Genomic DNA, 17,114 nt, shown 5'->3' with positions numbered 1-17,114 from the left:
TCATTTGGAAATCGGACTTTTTGTTATTAAAACTTTTCTAAAACGATTTTTCCAATTGTACTTCCGCTTTCAAGCAGAGCATGTGCTTTCTTTACGTTTTCAGCGTTAATTGGTGAAAGTGTTTCATTTAATGTAGTCTTTAAAATACCTTCATCTAATAGTTCGCTTACTTTATTTAATAGTTCGTGCTGCGTAATCATATCGCCAGTTTCATACATTGCTTTTGTGAACATAAACTCCCAAACGAATGTAGCACTTTTACTTTTTAAAATACCCATCTCAAGAGGGTGTTCATTTTCTACGATAGAGCAAATTTTTCCTTGTGGTTTAATGAGGTCACAAATTGCTTGCCAATGTTGATCTGTATTGTTTAAGCAGAAAATATAATCTACATCTTTTAGCCCAAACTCTAATATTTGATCTTGTAAAGGTTGGTGATGGTTAATAATATAATCGGCACCAAATTTTTCAACCCAGTGTATCGTTTCATTACGGGATGCAGTTGTGATTACATTCAGTCCAGCCCATTTGGCCAGTTGAATTGCAATCGAGCCAACACCACCAGCACCGCCAATAATTAAAATGTTTTTGAATGTATTCTCATCTTTCTTATTATAATCAATACCTAAACGTTCAAATAAACCTTCCCATGCTGTAATAGCTGTTAAAGGAAGTGCTGCAGCTTCAGCATCATTTAACGTTTTAGGTTTCTTGCCAACGATTCTTTCATCAACTAGGTGGTATTCACTATATGTACCTTGTCTCGTAATACTTCCAGCGTAAAATACTTCGTCGCCTTCTTTAAATAACGTACAACCTTCGCCCGTTTGTACGACGACACCACTAGCATCCCAGCCAAGTATTTTCGCTACATCTTCTTTTTTATCTTTCGGAGAGCGAACTTTTGTATCAACTGGATTAATGGAAATAGCGTTAATTTTAACAAGTATATCTCTTCCTGTAGCAACAGGTCTTTCAACTTCAATATCAATTAAACTGTTTTCTTCTTCAATAGGTAAGTATTCATGTAAACCAATTGCTTTCATTTGTATTCCCTCCATTAAAGTAAGAGTCATTTACTCTTTTATTATAGTAGGTAAAGCGTCATTATGTAAAAAAGTTGAGTTCTTTCCATTTTGTAAAAGAGCTGTTTCAACTTCATTTAGAACTTTGTAACTGGCGAGCAACACCCATCACTCTGATTTTATAAGCGTCGGATGAGAGGTATACTTATTTTTCCAGTGTACCTTGCAATGAATAATACCAAGTGTTATATTATACTTGTAGTTATTCGTTATAAAACAGTACTAAATAATAAACAGTAGTGGATATCAATTAGAATAGGGTGAATGAATATTGAATGTACAATTTAAAAAAGGAGTTTTAGAACTTTGTGTTCTTGTCTTACTGGATAAGCAAGACCGTTATGGATATGAATTAGTTCGAAATATTTCCAATCGAATTGAAATATCAGAAGGGTCTGTTTATCCTCTTCTTCGAAGGCTAACTAAGGAAGAATATTTTACAACGTATTTACAGGAGTCTTCAGAAGGCCCTTCAAGAAAGTATTATACACTGACGGATAAAGGTAGAACGTATTTATATCAACTTTTGGAGGAATGGAATGAGTTTTCACAAGGTGTCAATCAATTAATTAAAGAAGGTGTAGGTAATGACGAAAGATAAATTTTTACAACAATTAAATGTATCTCTAAAAAGGTTATCTGATAAAGAGCGTGCAGATATTTTAAAAGATTATGAAGAACATTTTACTTTCGGATTAGAGGAAGGGAAAAGTGAAGAAGAAATTGCAACTTCATTAGGCTCTCCAGCTCAAATCGCCAAAGAGTTATTAGCAGATTATCATATTGAGAAAGTAACAGCAAGTGCAACAACAGGAAATGTTTTTCGGGCAATTTGGGCAGTAATTGGATTAGGTTTTTTTAATTTGTTAATCGTGCTTGGACCTGCAATTACATTAGCGGCATTAATTTTTTCAGGATGGGTTCTAGGTATCTCATTTTTAGGCGCACCATTACTTGTTTTAGTTGATACGATTATACATCCAAATACATTCTTGCTATTTAATCTTTTTGTTTCTTTAGCACTTTGTGGACTTGGATATTTCATTGTTATTGCTATGTTATTTTTAACGAAGCTAGCAAAGAATGGATTTGTTCGTTATTTAAAGTTCAATATAGCATTAGTAAAAGGTGGTTTAAAGCATGATAAATAAAAAGAGTCTTTCAATCATTGCAGGTATTATTTTCATTATTGGTATTATCGGAAGTTTATTTACTTATCGTTCAATTGCTGCAGTACCAATTTCAGAAGAAAAGGTCGTTAATAATAATAATAATGTGTCAAGCGTCATTATTGATACAAATAACGTTCGTGTTAATATCAATCCTACAAAAGATAGTAACGTGAAAGTAAAATTAGATGGCGAGGTTAATCCAAACGTAAAAAGAACATTAGCTACGGATGAGGAAGATTCAACGCTTCTCATTTCTTATAAAGAAAAACAACAGAGCTGGTTCAACTTTAATATTTCTGAAGTATTGGCTCCATTAACATTAAATGTGTATCTACCCGAAAAACAATATGATTCATTAAAAGTTTCCAATAATAATGGCTACGTTTCTGCTAAAAAACTAAACGCAACACATTTTAATATAAATACAAGCAATGGACATGTTGAATTAAGAGAAATCAATTCGCCAAAAATTATCGCAGAAGCAAACAATGGAATTATGGATTTCAAAGATGTATTGGCACAAAATATTCATGTGAAATCGAACAACGGACGAATAATGCTAGACCATGTTGAAGGTGAAATAGAGGGGCAAACTAAAAATGGAAGTCTTACTCTTAAAACGAATGAACTGGATCGAAATCTCAATTTTATGACTCATAATGGGAAAATTAATATTGAAACCGAAAAAGAACCAACTAATGTTCAATTTAATGTTTCTGTCGACAACGGCAGCGCGAATATCCTGAATAAATATAACGGGAATACGGTTATTGGAAAGGGAGAAAATATAATTAAATTAAACACACATAACGGAAATATTACAGTGAAAAACCAATAGCATATTACCTTTTATAATCTCAGCTCGTCGCACATAAAGAGCAATAATAAATAAAAAAGAACCGACTCCTTTTTTCAACATATAGGTAGTCGGTTCTTTTTTATGTAACCTTCGTTTAAGTGTGTATCCTTTTCGTATTTCAAAATACAAACAGTTGATTTATTATCCTGGATTCTTAGAAAAATAACGAATAATAATTAATAGTGTAAGGAGAATTTGTGAATGACTCAAAAATAATAGCTGAAACAATGAAAAGTGAGAAGGAGTTTATTTCTAGCAAGAGGAATTCTTTACTGTATTGTTTTATTCAAAACTAAATTTAAAGGTGGATACATAATGACAGTAAAGAAGCTTTATTTCGTCCCAGCAGGTCGTTGTATGTTGGATCATTCGTCTGTTAATAGTACATTAACACCAGGAGAATTATTAGACTTACCAGTTTGGTGTTATCTTTTGGAGACTGAAGAAGGACCTATTTTAGTAGATACAGGTATGCCAGCAAGTGCAGTTAATAATGAAGGTCTTTTTAACGGTACATTTGTCGAAGGGCAGGTTTTACCGAAAATGACTGAAGAAGATAGAATCGTGAATATTTTAAAACGGGTTGGTTATGAGCCGGAAGACCTTCTTTATATTATTAGTTCTCACTTGCATTTTGATCATGCAGGAGGAAATGGCGCTTTTATAAATACATCAATCATTGTACAGCGTGCTGAATATGAGGCGGCGCAGCATAGCGAAGAATATTTGAAAGAATGTATATTGCCGAATTTAAACTACAAAATCATTGAAGGTGATTATGAAGTCGTACCAGGAGTTCAATTATTGCATACACCAGGCCATACTCCAGGGCATCAATCGCTATTAATTGAGACAGAAAAATCCGGTCCTGTATTATTAACGATTGATGCATCTTATACGAAAGAAAACTTTGAAGATGAAGTGCCGTTTGCGGGGGTTGATTCGGAATTAGCCTTATCTTCAATTAAACGTTTAAAAGAAGTTGTGATGAACAAGAAGCCGATTGTTTTCTTTGGACATGATATAGAACAGGAAAAGGGATGTAAAGTGTTCCCTGAATATATATAGTGCAAAAAGTCATGAGCTCACTTCACATGTGCTCATGACTTTTTCGTTTAAATAATTTTTTTGAATAAGTTATAAACTTTTTTAGAACTATCTTCATTTAATTGATAGTACGTAAGGTTTACATCATCAGGAGTATCTTGCTGAGCAATCATCACTTCGTTACTGTGATGGTCAACTACCCAAATAAAATATTTTTTATAAGTTCCATCCTCGAAAGTAATCCACATATCACAGTCTATTAAATCTGATCCTTCTTCATCTAATGTTAATTTTCCTTTTTTGGCGGTATCCATACTGTTAATGAATGTTTTTAATTCATCTGTTTTCGTGAGAAAGATATCTTTTTTTGTTTTAATTGACTCGACATGTATATCTTTTATTTCCTGTTTTCCTAAAAAGACAGGGGGCTTATTTGGATCTCTTTGAGTTGAAATGATAGTAGCTTTCTTCTTTGGTTTATTTGCTGTATAGAAATCTTGAATAGATTCTCCAGAGTTAAAAAACCATACGATACCCAAAATAATCAATGCGCTACCGAGCAGTAAAATGATTTTTTTAATAGAATATTCTCCTCTCTATCACTTCGTATGAAGAGCTTTTCTATTAATATATGATAGGGAAGCGTAAAGTATTATAATTGAACTTGGTTATTCTGCACAGTTTTAACAGGGCGATCTACGAGTAAATTGTAAGTGAGTCCGATTAGTACGAAAATGCCACCGACAACCTTTCCTATAGAGAGTTCGTGTGACAAGATGAAATCAATGATAGTCCCCGCAAATAATTGTCCGATAAAGATGAGTAACGTTAAATAAAATGCTGATATTTTAGGTGTAATATAGTTCGATAACGAGATGACGATAACGCCTACTAATCCGCCTAAGTAAACAGCGATAGGAATAGATTGCAACGTATGACTAGGAATGTACATTGAATCTGAACTGAAAATTAAAAATAACATAGAGAAAAATAATCCAGTAATATAATTAAAAAACGTACCTTCCCAATTACCGATTTTCGCTGCTAAATTTGCGTTAATAATTCTAGCAACAACGATAGAAACACCAGCTAAAATAGCGATGGTAATATATAACATTTTCTTGCCCCCATTAATAAATTGTCATGATTATAATTCCGGAAGAGATGAAACATAATCCAATTAGTTTTTTCTTTTCAAACTTTGCAACTTTCATTCCTAATAAGCCGAAATGATCAATAACGATGGAAGCAATGGATTGACCAAGTAAACTTAATGCGATCGTAATAGAGGCACCAAGGACGGAGAAACTTATATTATTAAAAAGGACAGTGAATACTCCAATCGCTCCAGCGCTATATAAAAAAAGTGGAATGCTTTTATCAAAATAAATTTTATTTTTGTTTATGATTAAAACGAAAATAACTGCAATTAAACCGACAAGGTGAATGACAACGCTTGCTGTATACTTGCCAATTAATTCAGATAAAATCCCATTCAATGGAAGCATAACGGCGATGAGCACACCAATAAAGACAGAAAGAAAGTTGTACAATGTAATATCCCCTTTAATTTTCATATTTGTAATGACTGTATCATGCTGAAATTGTGAATTACTATGACATATGTCATAGTGGAAGGGGAAAATTTTGATTACAATGGGGAGTAGTTGTAAAGGCGGGGGAACTATGAAGAAAATATGTAATTCTATTAAATTAACAAATTGTATGAAAGAAAATAATATTGACTCCTTTTTTAGTAATGATATGAAACCATATATGGAACTAATATTTTTTAAAAAGAATGAGTTTATTTGTAGAGAGAATGAAGAGATAGATTATTTATTTTTCTTCGTTGAAGGAAAAGCGAAAGCGTTTAATACATTAAGTAACGGGAAATCTGTATTGTTATGCTTTTATGATAGCTTGCAGCTGTTAGGAGATGTGGAGTTAATTCATTCTCAAAAGACAGCTTCAAACGTACAAGTGATGGCAGATTCATATTGTGTTGGTTTGCCTTTAGGGAAAGTGAGAAATCAACTATTTCATGATGCGAAATTTTTACGATGTATTTGCGGATCGTTAGCACATAAGTTAAATCGGCTTTCAAAAAATAGTACAATTAATTTACTATATCCACTTGAAAATAGACTTGCGAGTTACATGTTAGCAGCAGGGGAACGAGCGGTGCGGCATGGAAATAGAATTGTATTTAGTGGGAATTTAACGGAAACAGCGGAATTGTTAGGAACGAGTTATCGTCATCTATTACGTACATTAAATATTTTTTGTGATAAAGAGATAATAAAAAAGAACAATGGTTGCTTCGAAGTAGTAAATGTGGATGTTCTGAGGGAATTGGCAGCAGATGTTTATAAATAGGAGGAGATTAGAATGATTACACCTATATTTAGAATTTTTGATGTTGAAAAAGCAAAGCTATTTTACATAGATTTTTTAGGGTTTAAAATGGATTGGGAACATGGGTATGGGGAACATATGCCATTATATATGCAAATTTCGTTACATGATGCTGTAATACATTTATCAGAACATCATGGGGATGCTTCGCCAGGCGGTGCGATTCGGGTGAAAATAGAGGGGTTAAAAAGTTATTATACTAGTTTATCAAGTAAAGATTATGCCTATGCAAAACCTGATATAGAGAGCACACCGTGGGATACAATGGAATTAACTGTGATTGATCCGTTTTTAAATAGAATTATATTTTATGAGGAGAGGGTTTAGGATTAGCACTACTAAGCCTTTATTAGATTGACCTGGTGAGTTAATGGCTTGGCGAATAAAATAATGAACTACTCGTGGAGATATGGAGCAAAAAAATAGATCAGTAGCAGCGACTACTGATCATCCATATGTACATGAATTAGGAGAGGTCAAACATTTATTAACTTTATTATAATTGATTTTCACAAGAATAAAAACTGAAAATTCTAATTTTATGTTGAGAAAGTTTTTTGTATCGAAATATATAAAAGAATAGGGGTTTTTAGTAAAAAGAAATATGATATTTATATTTTAATAAATTGTGATATAGTTTATAAAGAACAGATTACATAAAATGTTATTTTATTACATATAAAGTAAGGGGGGATGGTTGTGAAGTTTGATGATCAACGCCTACTAGGAGTACGATTAGGTTCTATACTTGTAACAGAGGAAAATCAATATTTAGTAATTAAGAAAAAAGATCATTATGCACTTTTAAATATACATAATTTAGAATGCACACATGTTGAAGTGCAGCTAGAACATATTGAAGAAATGTTGCAGGAAGATTTTCAAGAAAGTATAACGGAGATTATCGCACCAGAACATATAAAAATTGTTGCGAAAAATATAATATAAGTAAAGAAGCTGGAAGGAACAGCTTCTTTCTTTTCATTATAAGGATAACGTTTTTAACAATTCACCAATAATCCCTTCCATTTGATGAACACCTAAGTCAGCGTTAGTCATTATAACAGCACCATTACCTCGGTATGGATAGCATATCATCATACATTGAAATCCCACGCCCCATCCAAGTGAATGCATTTGTAAGTCTTCGTTAGAATCATCTAGAAAGATACCTAATCCAGTCCATTTTGAGCAACCTTGAGGAGAAAGCATATCTTGTACTAATTTTTGAGAAAGTTTTAGTTTGCCCTTTCCTTGTAAGGAATGAATGATTTCGATAACTAAAGCTGATAAGTCTGTTGGTGTTGTCCAAATACCTGAAGCGGCTGCGAATGGATAAAATGGATACTTCTCATTCGTAACGGTGCCATCTTTATTATGCCCACAAGCAAAGGCCTCCATTTTATTTATATCTTCAGGAGGGAATAGCATACTATTTTTCAGTTGTAGTGGCTGAAAGATATATTCTTCAAGTAAAAGGTTAAATGGTTTTCCAGTTATATCTTCAAGTAGTAATTCGATAATACAAAAGTTTGCATCAGAGTAGTGAAATTCACTTTCTGGTGTATAAGTTATTTCTATCGGTACTGAACAATATGATGTTTTACCAGCAAGGATTTCGGACATGTTTGGTCGCCCTTGTGCAAGTGTATAATGCTCAAAACTATTAGGAGGATCAATAATTCCAGATTGGTGACTTAATAAATTTCGTAATGTTACTTTTTTCTGTGAGGTAAATAGATTGGTAGGTATGTTCCAAGATGTAAGTCTATCATTTACGTCTTCATCTAAATGTATGATTTCTTGATCTGATAACGTTAGTACGAGCATTGTAGTGATGAATTTACTAATTGAACAAGAGTTGAATATAGAATTCGTAGTGACAGTTTTAGTTGTTCCAGATTCAAGTGTTCCAAAAGCAGCGACTTTGTCTAGTGTACCATCACGTATAACGGCAAGGCTTAAACCTGCAACGGAATATTGGTTCATTTTCTCGTATATATTGTTACTTTTTAAGTTCATAGTGACTCCTTTCTTTAAAAAGACAGAATGTTAGTTCTATTGTACAGTAATAAATAGAGAGAATGAGAGAAAAAGAAAAAACTTCATCTTTTATCGATGAAGTTTTTTAGTTAATTTGAAGTGAATGTTTTAAAAAATTTGTCTCGGTACATGTACATAAGCCATGAGGTTGTTAGTAAAGAAATAATGATTTGTTTGTTTTGAATTGGCGCATTGAAAACAAGCCAGCCAACGATATCAAATAATAAATGTAGTGCAATTGAAAGAACTACAAATTGTAGTAACGTCTTAAAAAATCTTTTCATAAAGTATCCCCCTAAAATAAAAGGTTTTATCAACAGTGTTGTATATTACTATTATACATTAAATGTGTTTCATGGTAAAATTTACATAAGTTAGTGAAATAAAACAAATGAAAGCTAATGAGGAGGAATAGTCATGGAATTTTGGATGATCATACCGATAGCGGTCTTTGGGTTTATTTATATTGCTGAAAAATTAAATAGAATCGAAAAGAAAACGGATGCACGTTTAAAGAGGATGGAAGATAGATTACAGCTAATTTCGAAAGAAATGGAAATTGTAGATAGAGAACCTGAAATTAATAAAGAGTTGCGTCAGCTTATGGAAGAAGGAAAAACAGTTACAGCAGCTAAGAGAGTAAGAGAGGCTTTTGGTTTTTCCTTATTAGAAGCGAAGCAATATGTTGATAAATTATAAAAAAGATCATCCATTTGGGTGATCTTTTTTCACTGTACCATGCGTGTATTTACATAGGCAGCGATTATAACGTGACCAATTATAATGATAGGAAATAAGATTTTTGCATTAGGAGTAGTGAAGACACTGCCAATTGTGGCAATAGCACCAGCAGTTAAATTATAAAGACCCACTATTTTTGATAACTTAACTTTATCTGATACACGGCGTTCGTTGAATCCTGATAAGAGCCAAGTGTATTGTTTTACTCCGATGAAATAAGCTAGTGCAAATGAAATGATTGCTAGTATGAATAATGATGGGGAAGCGAAGAGAGTCATTGAAAACACCTCCATGAAAGGGCTATAAATAAATTATAGTATGAATGTTATAATTTAACAAAATAGATTTTAAGTGTAATAGAAAAACGGAGTATTTATCATGAAGGGAGATTAAGTATGAATATTGTGGAATTCCAGAGATATGTATTAAATTTCAGTAAAGAAAAAGGATTTCAAGAGACAACGATTGAAGAGCGAACGATGTATGCGATGGCGGAATTGGGTGAATTAGCGGAAGCTATATTAAAACGTGATAAAATACAAGATTCGAAAAGAGAGATTGGTTTAGAAATGTTTGATGTCATTTGGAATGTATGTGATTTAGCAAACAAGTTAGAAATTGATTTAGAGAAGGCATTTGAAGAAAAAATGAGGATTAATAAAAAACGTGAATGGTAAGTGGAATATTAATGTGTAAAGATGGGGGATATGGGTGAAAAAGAAGCTTATTATAGGAGGAGTCTTTACCTTAATTAGTGTAATGAGTGTTGTCGCTTACTTATTTTTTTAAGGCATATTTATTCCGAATCAAATAAGTGCGGATAAGTATGAAATAAAAGGTGTAGATGTTGCGTCATACCAAGGAGATATAGATTGGAGAGAGTTGGAAAAGCACAATATGAAGTTTGCGTTTATAAAGGCTACTGAAGGAAGCTCGTTTGTAGATAAGTACTTTTCGGAAAATTGGACGAATGCGAATAAGACAGGTATGCGCGTCGGAGCGTATCATTTTTTTAGTTTTGATAGTAAGGGTGAAACACAAGCAGAGCAATATATACGAACTGTTCCAAAGTATAAACAAGCATTGCCACCCGTAATTGATGTTGAGTTTTATGCTAACAAAAAAGATAATCCCCCTAAGCGTGAAGATGTTGTGAAAGAGTTGTCGGTCATGATAAAAATGCTAGAAAAACATTACGGTAAGAAAGTAATATTGTATGCAACTCAAGAGGCATATGATTTGTATATAAAGAATGCGTATCCCCAATGTGATATATGGATTCGTAGTGTCTTTACAAAACCGAGTTTATCTGACGAGAGAAAATGGACGTTTTGGCAATACACGAACCGTGGGAGATTAAATGGTTATAATGGAAAAGAGAAGTATATTGATTTGAATGTATTTTCTGGGAACGAGGAAGAGTTTGAGAATTATGGAATAAAAGGTTAAGTTTTCAAGCGCACAAAATTTGTGCGCTTTTTTGTTACTTACATAAAAATATGCAAATAAAGATGGAACAAACTTTTGAGCTGAATTGTCTAATATAGGTAATAACTATTTCGTTTGAAAGAAAGGGTGGAGAAAATGAAAAATACATTATTAAAATTAGGGGTATGTGTTAGTTTACTAGGAACAACTCAATTTGTTAGTACAGTTTCTTCTGTGAAAGCGGAACAAAAGCTAGAGCAAAAAGTAATAAAAAATGAGGCAGGAACTATTTCAATTTCTCAGTTAAACAAAAATGTATGGGTTCATACGGAGTTAGGTTATTTTAACGGAGAAGCAGTTCCTTCGAACGGGCTAGTTCTTACTACTTCAAAAGGATTAGTACTTGTCGATTCTTCTTGGGATGATAAACTAACGAAGGAATTAATAGAGATGGTAGAAAAGAAATTTAAGAAGCGTGTAACGGATGTCATCATTACACATGCGCACGCTGATCGAATTGGCGGAATAAAAACGTTGAAAGAAAGAGGCATTAAGGCGCATAGTACAGCACTAACTGCAGAACTAGCAAAGAAAAGTGGATATGAAGAACCGCTTGGAGACTTACAATCCATTACAAATTTGAGGTTTGGAAATATGAAAGTAGAAACATTTTACCCAGGGAAAGGACATACAGAAGATAATATCGTCGTATGGTTACCGCAATACAACATTTTAGCTGGAGGCTGTTTAGTGAAATCTGCGGAGGCTAAAGATTTAGGGAACGTTGCTGATGCCTATGTAAATGAATGGTCCGCATCGATTGAGAATGTGCTGAAGCGATATGGAAACATCAATTCAGTAGTGCCTGGTCATGGGGAAATAGGGGACAAAGGATTGCTTTTACATACATTGGATTTGTTGAAATAAGAAACTGTGGGAATATAAAAGCGAGGAGAAACAATTTTCTCCTCGCTTTCTTCTAGCTATATTTAAATGCGAAGCCATCAATTATGCCTGCATACGTTACTGAGATTTTAATTCCAAGTATACAAATACCAGTACCGTCATAATTGCTATAACAACGTAAGTAGCATCAAGCATTATAAGTGTTTTTAAAGTTTCAGTCATCCTCATTCACCCCTGGTATAAAAATATAAACATAATCTTTTATCAATCAGATAATAGATTATAGAGATAACAATGTATATGAAATTTATTAAGTAGATTCTATATAAATATATCATATAAATAATGTAAATAATGTTAAGATAGTGTAAATGTATTGTAAAGAAAGAGGTGACTCATCAGTCTATAAATCTATTTATTTGTAAATGCTATGTATCTCTCGTGTGCCGGATAGAACGCAGTTATAATATGTGAAAAATAGATTCATTTTGATAAATCAATCACGATGCTAGCTGTTACTACATTTTCCTCTAATACTTCTACCTGTACTTGTTCATCGTTTCTCCAACTGATATTGAAGTTGTCTGTCGTATACATTTCTTTAAGAGTGACCTCTTTATATTTTTCTAAAATGCTACCTCTTTTCCCATAATAGATTCTTACAGTTGAGCTGGGGTTTGGTCCTTTTGATTTTATTGTTTCTCTAAGCTCGATAATATTTATTAGATTTGGAGATTCACTTTTTTGAAAGGTAAAGGAACTGACCACTTTTTGTACCTTCTTAAAAACAGGACCATTGGATTTATTTGATATGCTAAATTCCACAACTTCAGGTACGGATTCTTTTCCTCGTAGCGTTATCGTTGCTTCATAATCGTTTTTCCAATCTACGAAAACGTTTGAGGAATCGAGACGTTCCCCCTCATTTGCAATACTTATGTCAAAATGTTCCCATAAGCCGTATTTAATTCTGACGGGAGAGGAACCATGAGAAGAGTCTGAATCTATTTTCACTACTTTAATCGTATTTTTATTATTTGGAGAATGACTTTTTTTAAGTGTAATGTCCTGTAAATACAAAATGTAAGACAAACAGCCTACTACTAAAATAATTGGAATTACAATACGTAAGGCAGTAATGAGACGTCCCCGTGTCGCTTTTTTCTTAGTGCTTTTACTATTTTGTTCAAGTTCTTTTTCAATACTCGTTTGAACCGTTACTTTTGGCGGGCGAATAAGCCACCAAATGAAAGTTATAAGTAGTAAGAAAAGAGGTATTCCTTGAATAAAGAGAAATCCTTTCCAAAAATCTAGTCTAGTACTATACGGAGAATCTGTTGCCATCACCCCTATAAAAAGTGCCATTGGACTTGCAAGTATATTTATCCCTAAACCGATCAATATGAATGAAAGATTTTTATTTCTAATTTTTCGTGATCCAGCCATAATAAACAGAAATACTGCAATACCGAGTATAAGAAACAGTGTTCCGTAATAAAACATCATATATACCATATTATCCCTCCATAACTTTAATTGTACCATCAGTAAGGAAAATTTTGTGAAATGTTAGGTGGATATGATATTTGTATTACTTAAAAGTGCACCGATATATGATGTAAATAAATCAAGTGCAAGTATGAATACCAGAAGACAGTAACAATATTATGTCAACAATATGAACTGTCACAAATTTTTATATATTATTGTGATTGATATCACATCCCCTTTTCTCAATGGGTATTATGCTTAGGTTGTAAGAAATGATTGGGAGAGGGTGGGATGATCATGTTTTGTTATCAATGTGAACAAACGCCAACAGGTGGATGTAAAGTGATGGGTGTTTGCGGTAAAAATGAAACAATTGCAAGTTTACAAGATACGATTGTGTTTGGGCTAAAAGGAATTGCAGCTTATCGTACGCATGCTGCTCAGCTAGGGTATACTGATGCATTTGTAGATGCTACGACGCAAGAAGCACTGTATATGACATTAACAAATTCCAACTTTAATGAACAAGAACATATTGATATGGCTATGAAAGTAGGGAAATCGGCTTTACGAGTAATGGAGTTGTTAGATGAGGCGCATACGAATCACTTTGGTGTTCCAGAGCCTGTTCAAATTACGCAAAACCATGTAGAAGGTAAGGCAATTGTAGTTACTGGACATAATTTATTTGCGTTAGAAGAATTATTAAAACAAACAGAAGGAAAAGAAATTAATATTTATACGCATTCTGAAATGTTACCAGCACACGGTTATCCGCAGCTGAAAAAATATAAACATTTAAAAGGAAACATCGGTAAGGCATGGTATGATCAACGACGTCTTTTTGAAAAATTTACAGGTGCTATATTAGCGACAACGAACTGTGTTATGCCAATTAAAGGGTCGTACTCTGATCGATTCTTTTCATATGATATTGCAGGTTTAGAAGGTGTACAAAAAATTGAAAATGATGATTTTGCACCATTGATTCAAAAAGCGCTAGAACTTCCAGAAGTACATATGGAGTCGGATGAACAGTTAGTAACAGGGTTCCATCATAATACAGTATTATCATTAGCTCCTGAAATTATTGAGGCAGTAAAAGAAGGAAAGATTAAGCGTTTCTTTGTCATCGCAGGTTGTGATGCACCAGGAAAAGGCGGAGAATATTATCGTGAATTAGCAACGTCACTTCCACCAGAAACAGTTATTTTAACGACTTCTTGCGGGAAATTCCGCTTTAATGATGTGGATTACGGTGTTGTACCTGGTACAAAGATTCCGCGTTACATTGACTTAGGGCAATGCAATAATTCAATTTCAACAGTGAAAATAGCAGCCGCTTTAGCAGATGCTTTTCAATGCGAAGTGAACGAACTGCCAGTTAGTATTGTCCTATCATGGTTTGAACAAAAAGCGATTGCGATTTTACTTGGACTATTTAGTCTTGGTATTCAAGATATTCGCATCGGTCCAAAGGCACCTGAATTTATTTCACCTGGCGTGCTTGATGTATTACAAGAAACATTCGGTTTAAAACTAATTACAACTGCAGCGGAAGATATGGAAATGATGTTATCGTAACAGAAAAGATGTTTTCATTTAATTATGGCTTTATAAATCATTTGTATGTGCGTGAGTAAACGTACATACAAATGATTTATTTTATTAATAAAGAGAAGCTGCTATATCTATAAAATTTATGATTTTATAAGGCTTTTAAAGGGTACCACCATATGCCTATAAACTTAAGATTTGTAAGTAACCCCAAAATGAAATTTCTACATGAATATCTATAATTTCACCTCTTTTTCATTTGGTTTGAAAATATTGAAAAAAGCCCCACTCATTTTGATTACACTTTTCAAAATGGAGGGCTTTTTTTTACTGTAACAATAAGTTGGGGTACAGAAGCATACCCATCAACCATTTATTATAAAGTAACCTCTGAACGTATTATATTATTGTTTTTTTCTTGACAGACATAAAAATGATTTATTTGTCTTATTGATAATTTATAAACGTTGTTATAAAATGTTTATGTATATATAAACTTATTTTGTTTTTGTTTGGTTTTATTTGGTGTGCAGGGAATGTCGATGACAATAAAATAATGGGTATATCACCTGCAAAAAGAGTGGAACTAATACGGGAAGGATGCGTTTGTTAAAAAATTAAAAAAGTAAGCATTGTTAGCTCTTGAAGAAAAATGACTAAAAAAGTTACAAGCATATGGAGAACAGGTTGATATAAAAAAGTCCTAAAGGGGGACGGAATTATGGAACAAAGAAAGTATTTGGTAACACCTCAAGATCGAATGAATTATTTATTAGGTCTTTATTCTGCAGACCAACAAATTAATGTAGTTCTTTATTTTCCTGTAGGTATATCAAAGGAAATACTTGAAGAATCAGTAAGGATAACGTTACAATTGCAGCCAGTTTTGAACAGCCGGTTTGTAGAAAATGATATTCCTTACTGGGAGGAACATTCATCTGGCACTAACTCATCCATTTGCCTTTTTGCAGAAGGAAATAATCAAGAACTTGAAATAATGGCGATAGATTTTATTAAGGAACCTGGTGATCGTATTCAGGGACCTATGGTTCAAACGAAATTATTACGGGGCACTACAACAGATATGTTAGTTGTGAAATTATCTCATCTATGTTCAGATGGTGCAGGAGTCAAGGAATATATTAAATTACTTGGAACAATATATACTCACCTTTCATTGGGGCGATCTAAGAATCAAATTATAAAGGAATTTGGTGAGGGAAATGAGGGGTGTCGAGATCAATCACATGTATTCAAATATGCTGGAGTATCGGACATAAAAAGTGCGTATCGTCCTTACAAAGAACAACAGGCATCGTTATGGTCTTTTCCATCTCAACCTAACAAAAATAAATTCCCCCAGATGTCCGTAAGGCGGTTGAGCCATGAGCAAACTTTACGTCTAACCCAATGGACAAAAGTACAACAGGCTACCTTGAATGATGTAATCATGACTGCATACTTCCGGGCTTTATCACATTTCACTGTGTATGCAGAACCTCGCACCGCAGAAAAAATGATTGGTTTGACAATTGATTTACGTAGATATCTGCCTAATTATACAACTGGTGCTATTTGCAACTTATCTGGTATGGAAATGCCAGTGATTAAAATGGAAGACGATGAAACATTTAATCAGACTCTTGTTCGAGTTAAACAATCAATGGATAAAATAAAGTCTCAAAATCCAGGTCTTTCTTCAGCAGCAGGAATGGAGCTATTGGCAGAAATGAAGCTATCTACAGTGAAGGAAATGTATAATCAGCAATTCGAACGGGCTGTACAGATGGGGATGGCGTTGCCATTACTGACAAATTTGGGAGTGATCGCTGATGAACCGATTCAGTTTGGTGAAAATCAAGCTGAGGACGGGTATATGACATCACCTATTATGTATGCACCATTCTTTTCAATGGGAGCAAGCTCTTATAATGGAAGACTTACATTTACGATTGGTTATCACGCGCCGGATACATCAAAAGAAAAGGTAGAAGAATTTTTAGATAGTGTTGTGAATCAACTATCACAAATAAAATAAAAGAGAAAAAATTTCTAGCAGAATTGTATTTTAGGGGTTTGTATCACGTACGGCTAATCTTTGGGAATTTTCTCTGATCGCACTTGCCTTTATGTCTTATATGTATGGGAAATCGTAGTGAGAAACAATTTGTATCGTAAAAAAGATATATCGGTATAGAAACAATAAAAAAAGAGCTGATATTGCAAGCGAATGGCTGATTATAAAAGAACAACTATTACAAAAGCTAGCTGTATATAAATAAGGAAATAAGGTCAAATATATAAAACCGAGATACTCTCATCTTTTTGGTTTGGGGCATTTCTGTTTTGCTAGGTTGATGGCTCTTA

Annotated in this window: 20 protein-coding genes and 1 pseudogene; 13 read left to right on the top strand and 8 right to left on the bottom strand. The window is 33.4% G+C overall.

Going from position 1 to position 17,114, the window contains the following annotated elements; all coding sequences use genetic code 11:
• Positions 1-26: 26 nt before the first annotated feature.
• Positions 27-1,046, bottom strand: coding sequence for a zinc-binding alcohol dehydrogenase family protein (locus JDS99_RS02325; protein ID WP_199694441.1), 1,020 nt, complete (start codon positions 1,044-1,046; stop codon positions 27-29).
• Positions 1,047-1,356: 310 nt separating this feature from the next.
• Between JDS99_RS02325 and JDS99_RS02320 the strand changes: the two genes are divergently transcribed.
• From JDS99_RS02320 to aiiA, 4 genes are all read left to right on the top strand, one after another.
• On the top strand, positions 1,357-1,686 hold the full coding sequence (locus JDS99_RS02320; RefSeq protein WP_001102638.1) for a PadR family transcriptional regulator: 330 nt from the start codon (positions 1,357-1,359) through the stop codon (positions 1,684-1,686).
• Positions 1,673-2,236: an HAAS signaling domain-containing protein gene (locus JDS99_RS02315; RefSeq protein WP_060487820.1), complete on the top strand. Its 564-nt coding sequence runs from the start codon at positions 1,673-1,675 to the stop codon at positions 2,234-2,236. Before JDS99_RS02320 ends, JDS99_RS02315 begins: the two co-directional genes overlap by 14 nt.
• Positions 2,226-3,095, top strand: a complete 870-nt coding sequence (locus tag JDS99_RS02310; protein WP_098230500.1) for a DUF4097 family beta strand repeat-containing protein — start codon at positions 2,226-2,228, stop codon at positions 3,093-3,095. Before JDS99_RS02315 ends, JDS99_RS02310 begins: the two co-directional genes overlap by 11 nt.
• A gap of 336 nt (positions 3,096-3,431) precedes the next feature.
• Entirely contained in the window at positions 3,432-4,184 is a 753-nt protein-coding gene (gene aiiA, locus JDS99_RS02305) for a quorum-quenching N-acyl homoserine lactonase AiiA (protein ID WP_199694440.1), read from the top strand.
• Between the two features lie 47 nt (positions 4,185-4,231).
• Here the strand turns inward: aiiA and JDS99_RS02300 are convergent, their stop codons facing one another.
• From JDS99_RS02300 to JDS99_RS02290, 3 genes are all read right to left on the bottom strand, one after another.
• Complete coding sequence (locus JDS99_RS02300) at positions 4,232-4,726, bottom strand: hypothetical protein (protein WP_199694559.1); 495 nt, start codon at positions 4,724-4,726, stop codon at positions 4,232-4,234.
• 89 nt (positions 4,727-4,815) lie between these two features.
• Complete coding sequence (locus JDS99_RS02295; RefSeq protein ID WP_000965807.1) at positions 4,816-5,280, bottom strand: DMT family transporter; 465 nt, start codon at positions 5,278-5,280, stop codon at positions 4,816-4,818.
• Between the two features lie 13 nt (positions 5,281-5,293).
• Positions 5,294-5,740, bottom strand: coding sequence for a DMT family transporter (locus JDS99_RS02290; protein WP_070168987.1), 447 nt, complete (start codon positions 5,738-5,740; stop codon positions 5,294-5,296).
• 109 nt (positions 5,741-5,849) lie between these two features.
• Between JDS99_RS02290 and JDS99_RS02285 the strand changes: the two genes are divergently transcribed.
• From JDS99_RS02285 to JDS99_RS02275, 3 genes are all read left to right on the top strand, one after another.
• Positions 5,850-6,542 (top strand): cyclic nucleotide-binding domain-containing protein, encoded by a 693-nt coding sequence (locus JDS99_RS02285; protein WP_199694439.1) that lies wholly within the window; start codon positions 5,850-5,852, stop codon positions 6,540-6,542.
• Between the two features lie 12 nt (positions 6,543-6,554).
• Positions 6,555-6,908: a glyoxalase superfamily protein gene (locus JDS99_RS02280; protein ID WP_199694438.1), complete on the top strand. Its 354-nt coding sequence runs from the start codon at positions 6,555-6,557 to the stop codon at positions 6,906-6,908.
• A 372-nt stretch (positions 6,909-7,280) separates the two neighbouring features.
• A complete protein-coding gene (locus tag JDS99_RS02275; RefSeq protein WP_000666937.1) occupies positions 7,281-7,529 on the top strand; it encodes a hypothetical protein in 249 nt (82 codons plus the stop codon).
• A gap of 36 nt (positions 7,530-7,565) precedes the next feature.
• On the opposite strand, the gene JDS99_RS02270 is transcribed toward JDS99_RS02275, so the two are convergent.
• The gene (locus tag JDS99_RS02270; RefSeq protein ID WP_242475605.1) at positions 7,566-8,603 is read right to left on the bottom strand and encodes a serine hydrolase domain-containing protein; all 1,038 of its coding nucleotides are present in this window, start codon (positions 8,601-8,603) and stop codon (positions 7,566-7,568) included.
• Between the two features lie 110 nt (positions 8,604-8,713).
• Positions 8,714-8,908: a hypothetical protein gene (locus JDS99_RS02265; RefSeq protein ID WP_098765747.1), complete on the bottom strand. Its 195-nt coding sequence runs from the start codon at positions 8,906-8,908 to the stop codon at positions 8,714-8,716.
• 133 nt (positions 8,909-9,041) lie between these two features.
• On the opposite strand from JDS99_RS02265, the gene JDS99_RS02260 reads away from it, so the two are divergent.
• On the top strand, positions 9,042-9,323 hold the full coding sequence (locus JDS99_RS02260; protein ID WP_199694437.1) for a hypothetical protein: 282 nt from the start codon (positions 9,042-9,044) through the stop codon (positions 9,321-9,323).
• 29 nt (positions 9,324-9,352) lie between these two features.
• On the opposite strand, the gene JDS99_RS02255 is transcribed toward JDS99_RS02260, so the two are convergent.
• On the bottom strand, positions 9,353-9,643 hold the full coding sequence (locus tag JDS99_RS02255) for a DUF3784 domain-containing protein (RefSeq protein ID WP_199694436.1): 291 nt from the start codon (positions 9,641-9,643) through the stop codon (positions 9,353-9,355).
• Positions 9,644-9,760: 117 nt separating this feature from the next.
• Here JDS99_RS02255 and JDS99_RS02250 point away from each other — a divergent pair, with 117 nt between their 5' ends.
• The 3 genes and pseudogenes from JDS99_RS02250 (at position 9,761) to bla2 (ending at position 11,720) form a co-directional block, all read left to right on the top strand.
• The gene (locus JDS99_RS02250) at positions 9,761-10,042 is read left to right on the top strand and encodes a MazG nucleotide pyrophosphohydrolase domain-containing protein (RefSeq protein ID WP_199694435.1); all 282 of its coding nucleotides are present in this window, start codon (positions 9,761-9,763) and stop codon (positions 10,040-10,042) included.
• A gap of 34 nt (positions 10,043-10,076) precedes the next feature.
• A pseudogene (locus JDS99_RS02245) lies at positions 10,077-10,814 on the top strand (glycoside hydrolase family 25 protein).
• A 135-nt stretch (positions 10,815-10,949) separates the two neighbouring features.
• On the top strand, positions 10,950-11,720 hold the full coding sequence (bla2, locus tag JDS99_RS02240; protein ID WP_199694434.1) for a BcII family subclass B1 metallo-beta-lactamase: 771 nt from the start codon (positions 10,950-10,952) through the stop codon (positions 11,718-11,720).
• A gap of 462 nt (positions 11,721-12,182) precedes the next feature.
• Here bla2 and JDS99_RS02235 read toward each other — a convergent pair whose 3' ends face one another.
• The gene (locus tag JDS99_RS02235; RefSeq protein ID WP_199694432.1) at positions 12,183-13,214 is read right to left on the bottom strand and encodes a hypothetical protein; all 1,032 of its coding nucleotides are present in this window, start codon (positions 13,212-13,214) and stop codon (positions 12,183-12,185) included.
• A gap of 273 nt (positions 13,215-13,487) precedes the next feature.
• Between JDS99_RS02235 and hcp the strand changes: the two genes are divergently transcribed.
• Both hcp and JDS99_RS02225 read left to right on the top strand, forming a co-directional pair.
• The gene (gene hcp / locus JDS99_RS02230) at positions 13,488-14,774 is read left to right on the top strand and encodes a hydroxylamine reductase (protein WP_199694430.1); all 1,287 of its coding nucleotides are present in this window, start codon (positions 13,488-13,490) and stop codon (positions 14,772-14,774) included.
• A gap of 694 nt (positions 14,775-15,468) precedes the next feature.
• A complete protein-coding gene (locus tag JDS99_RS02225; protein WP_199694429.1) occupies positions 15,469-16,785 on the top strand; it encodes a condensation domain-containing protein in 1,317 nt (438 codons plus the stop codon).
• Positions 16,786-17,114: the final 329 nt, after the last annotated feature.

Origin of the sequence: Bacillus cereus group sp. N6 (assembly GCF_016483705.1) — a bacterium.
Lineage (GTDB): Bacteria > Bacillota > Bacilli > Bacillales > Bacillaceae_G > Bacillus_A > Bacillus_A wiedmannii.
The sequence above is the reverse complement of the archived record's forward strand: the minus strand, read 5'-3'. Positions and strand labels throughout refer to the sequence as shown.

Coding starts and splice junctions, on each gene's coding strand:
- JDS99_RS02315 (WP_060487820.1), top strand. CDS start 1,673: ATGACGAAAGATAAATTTTTACAACAATTAAATGTATCTCTAAAAAGG.
- bla2 (WP_199694434.1), top strand. CDS start 10,950: ATGAAAAATACATTATTAAAATTAGGGGTATGTGTTAGTTTACTAGGA.
- JDS99_RS02325 (WP_199694441.1), bottom strand. CDS start 1,046: ATGAAAGCAATTGGTTTACATGAATACTTACCTATTGAAGAAGAAAAC.
- JDS99_RS02225 (WP_199694429.1), top strand. CDS start 15,469: ATGGAACAAAGAAAGTATTTGGTAACACCTCAAGATCGAATGAATTAT.
- JDS99_RS02280 (WP_199694438.1), top strand. CDS start 6,555: ATGATTACACCTATATTTAGAATTTTTGATGTTGAAAAAGCAAAGCTA.
- JDS99_RS02290 (WP_070168987.1), bottom strand. CDS start 5,740: ATGAAAATTAAAGGGGATATTACATTGTACAACTTTCTTTCTGTCTTT.
- hcp (WP_199694430.1), top strand. CDS start 13,488: ATGTTTTGTTATCAATGTGAACAAACGCCAACAGGTGGATGTAAAGTG.
- JDS99_RS02285 (WP_199694439.1), top strand. CDS start 5,850: ATGAAGAAAATATGTAATTCTATTAAATTAACAAATTGTATGAAAGAA.
- JDS99_RS02295 (WP_000965807.1), bottom strand. CDS start 5,280: ATGTTATATATTACCATCGCTATTTTAGCTGGTGTTTCTATCGTTGTT.
- JDS99_RS02250 (WP_199694435.1), top strand. CDS start 9,761: ATGAATATTGTGGAATTCCAGAGATATGTATTAAATTTCAGTAAAGAA.
- JDS99_RS02235 (WP_199694432.1), bottom strand. CDS start 13,214: ATGGTATATATGATGTTTTATTACGGAACACTGTTTCTTATACTCGGT.
- JDS99_RS02255 (WP_199694436.1), bottom strand. CDS start 9,643: ATGACTCTCTTCGCTTCCCCATCATTATTCATACTAGCAATCATTTCA.
- JDS99_RS02260 (WP_199694437.1), top strand. CDS start 9,042: ATGGAATTTTGGATGATCATACCGATAGCGGTCTTTGGGTTTATTTAT.
- JDS99_RS02270 (WP_242475605.1), bottom strand. CDS start 8,603: ATGAACTTAAAAAGTAACAATATATACGAGAAAATGAACCAATATTCC.
- JDS99_RS02310 (WP_098230500.1), top strand. CDS start 2,226: ATGATAAATAAAAAGAGTCTTTCAATCATTGCAGGTATTATTTTCATT.
- aiiA (WP_199694440.1), top strand. CDS start 3,432: ATGACAGTAAAGAAGCTTTATTTCGTCCCAGCAGGTCGTTGTATGTTG.
- JDS99_RS02265 (WP_098765747.1), bottom strand. CDS start 8,908: ATGAAAAGATTTTTTAAGACGTTACTACAATTTGTAGTTCTTTCAATT.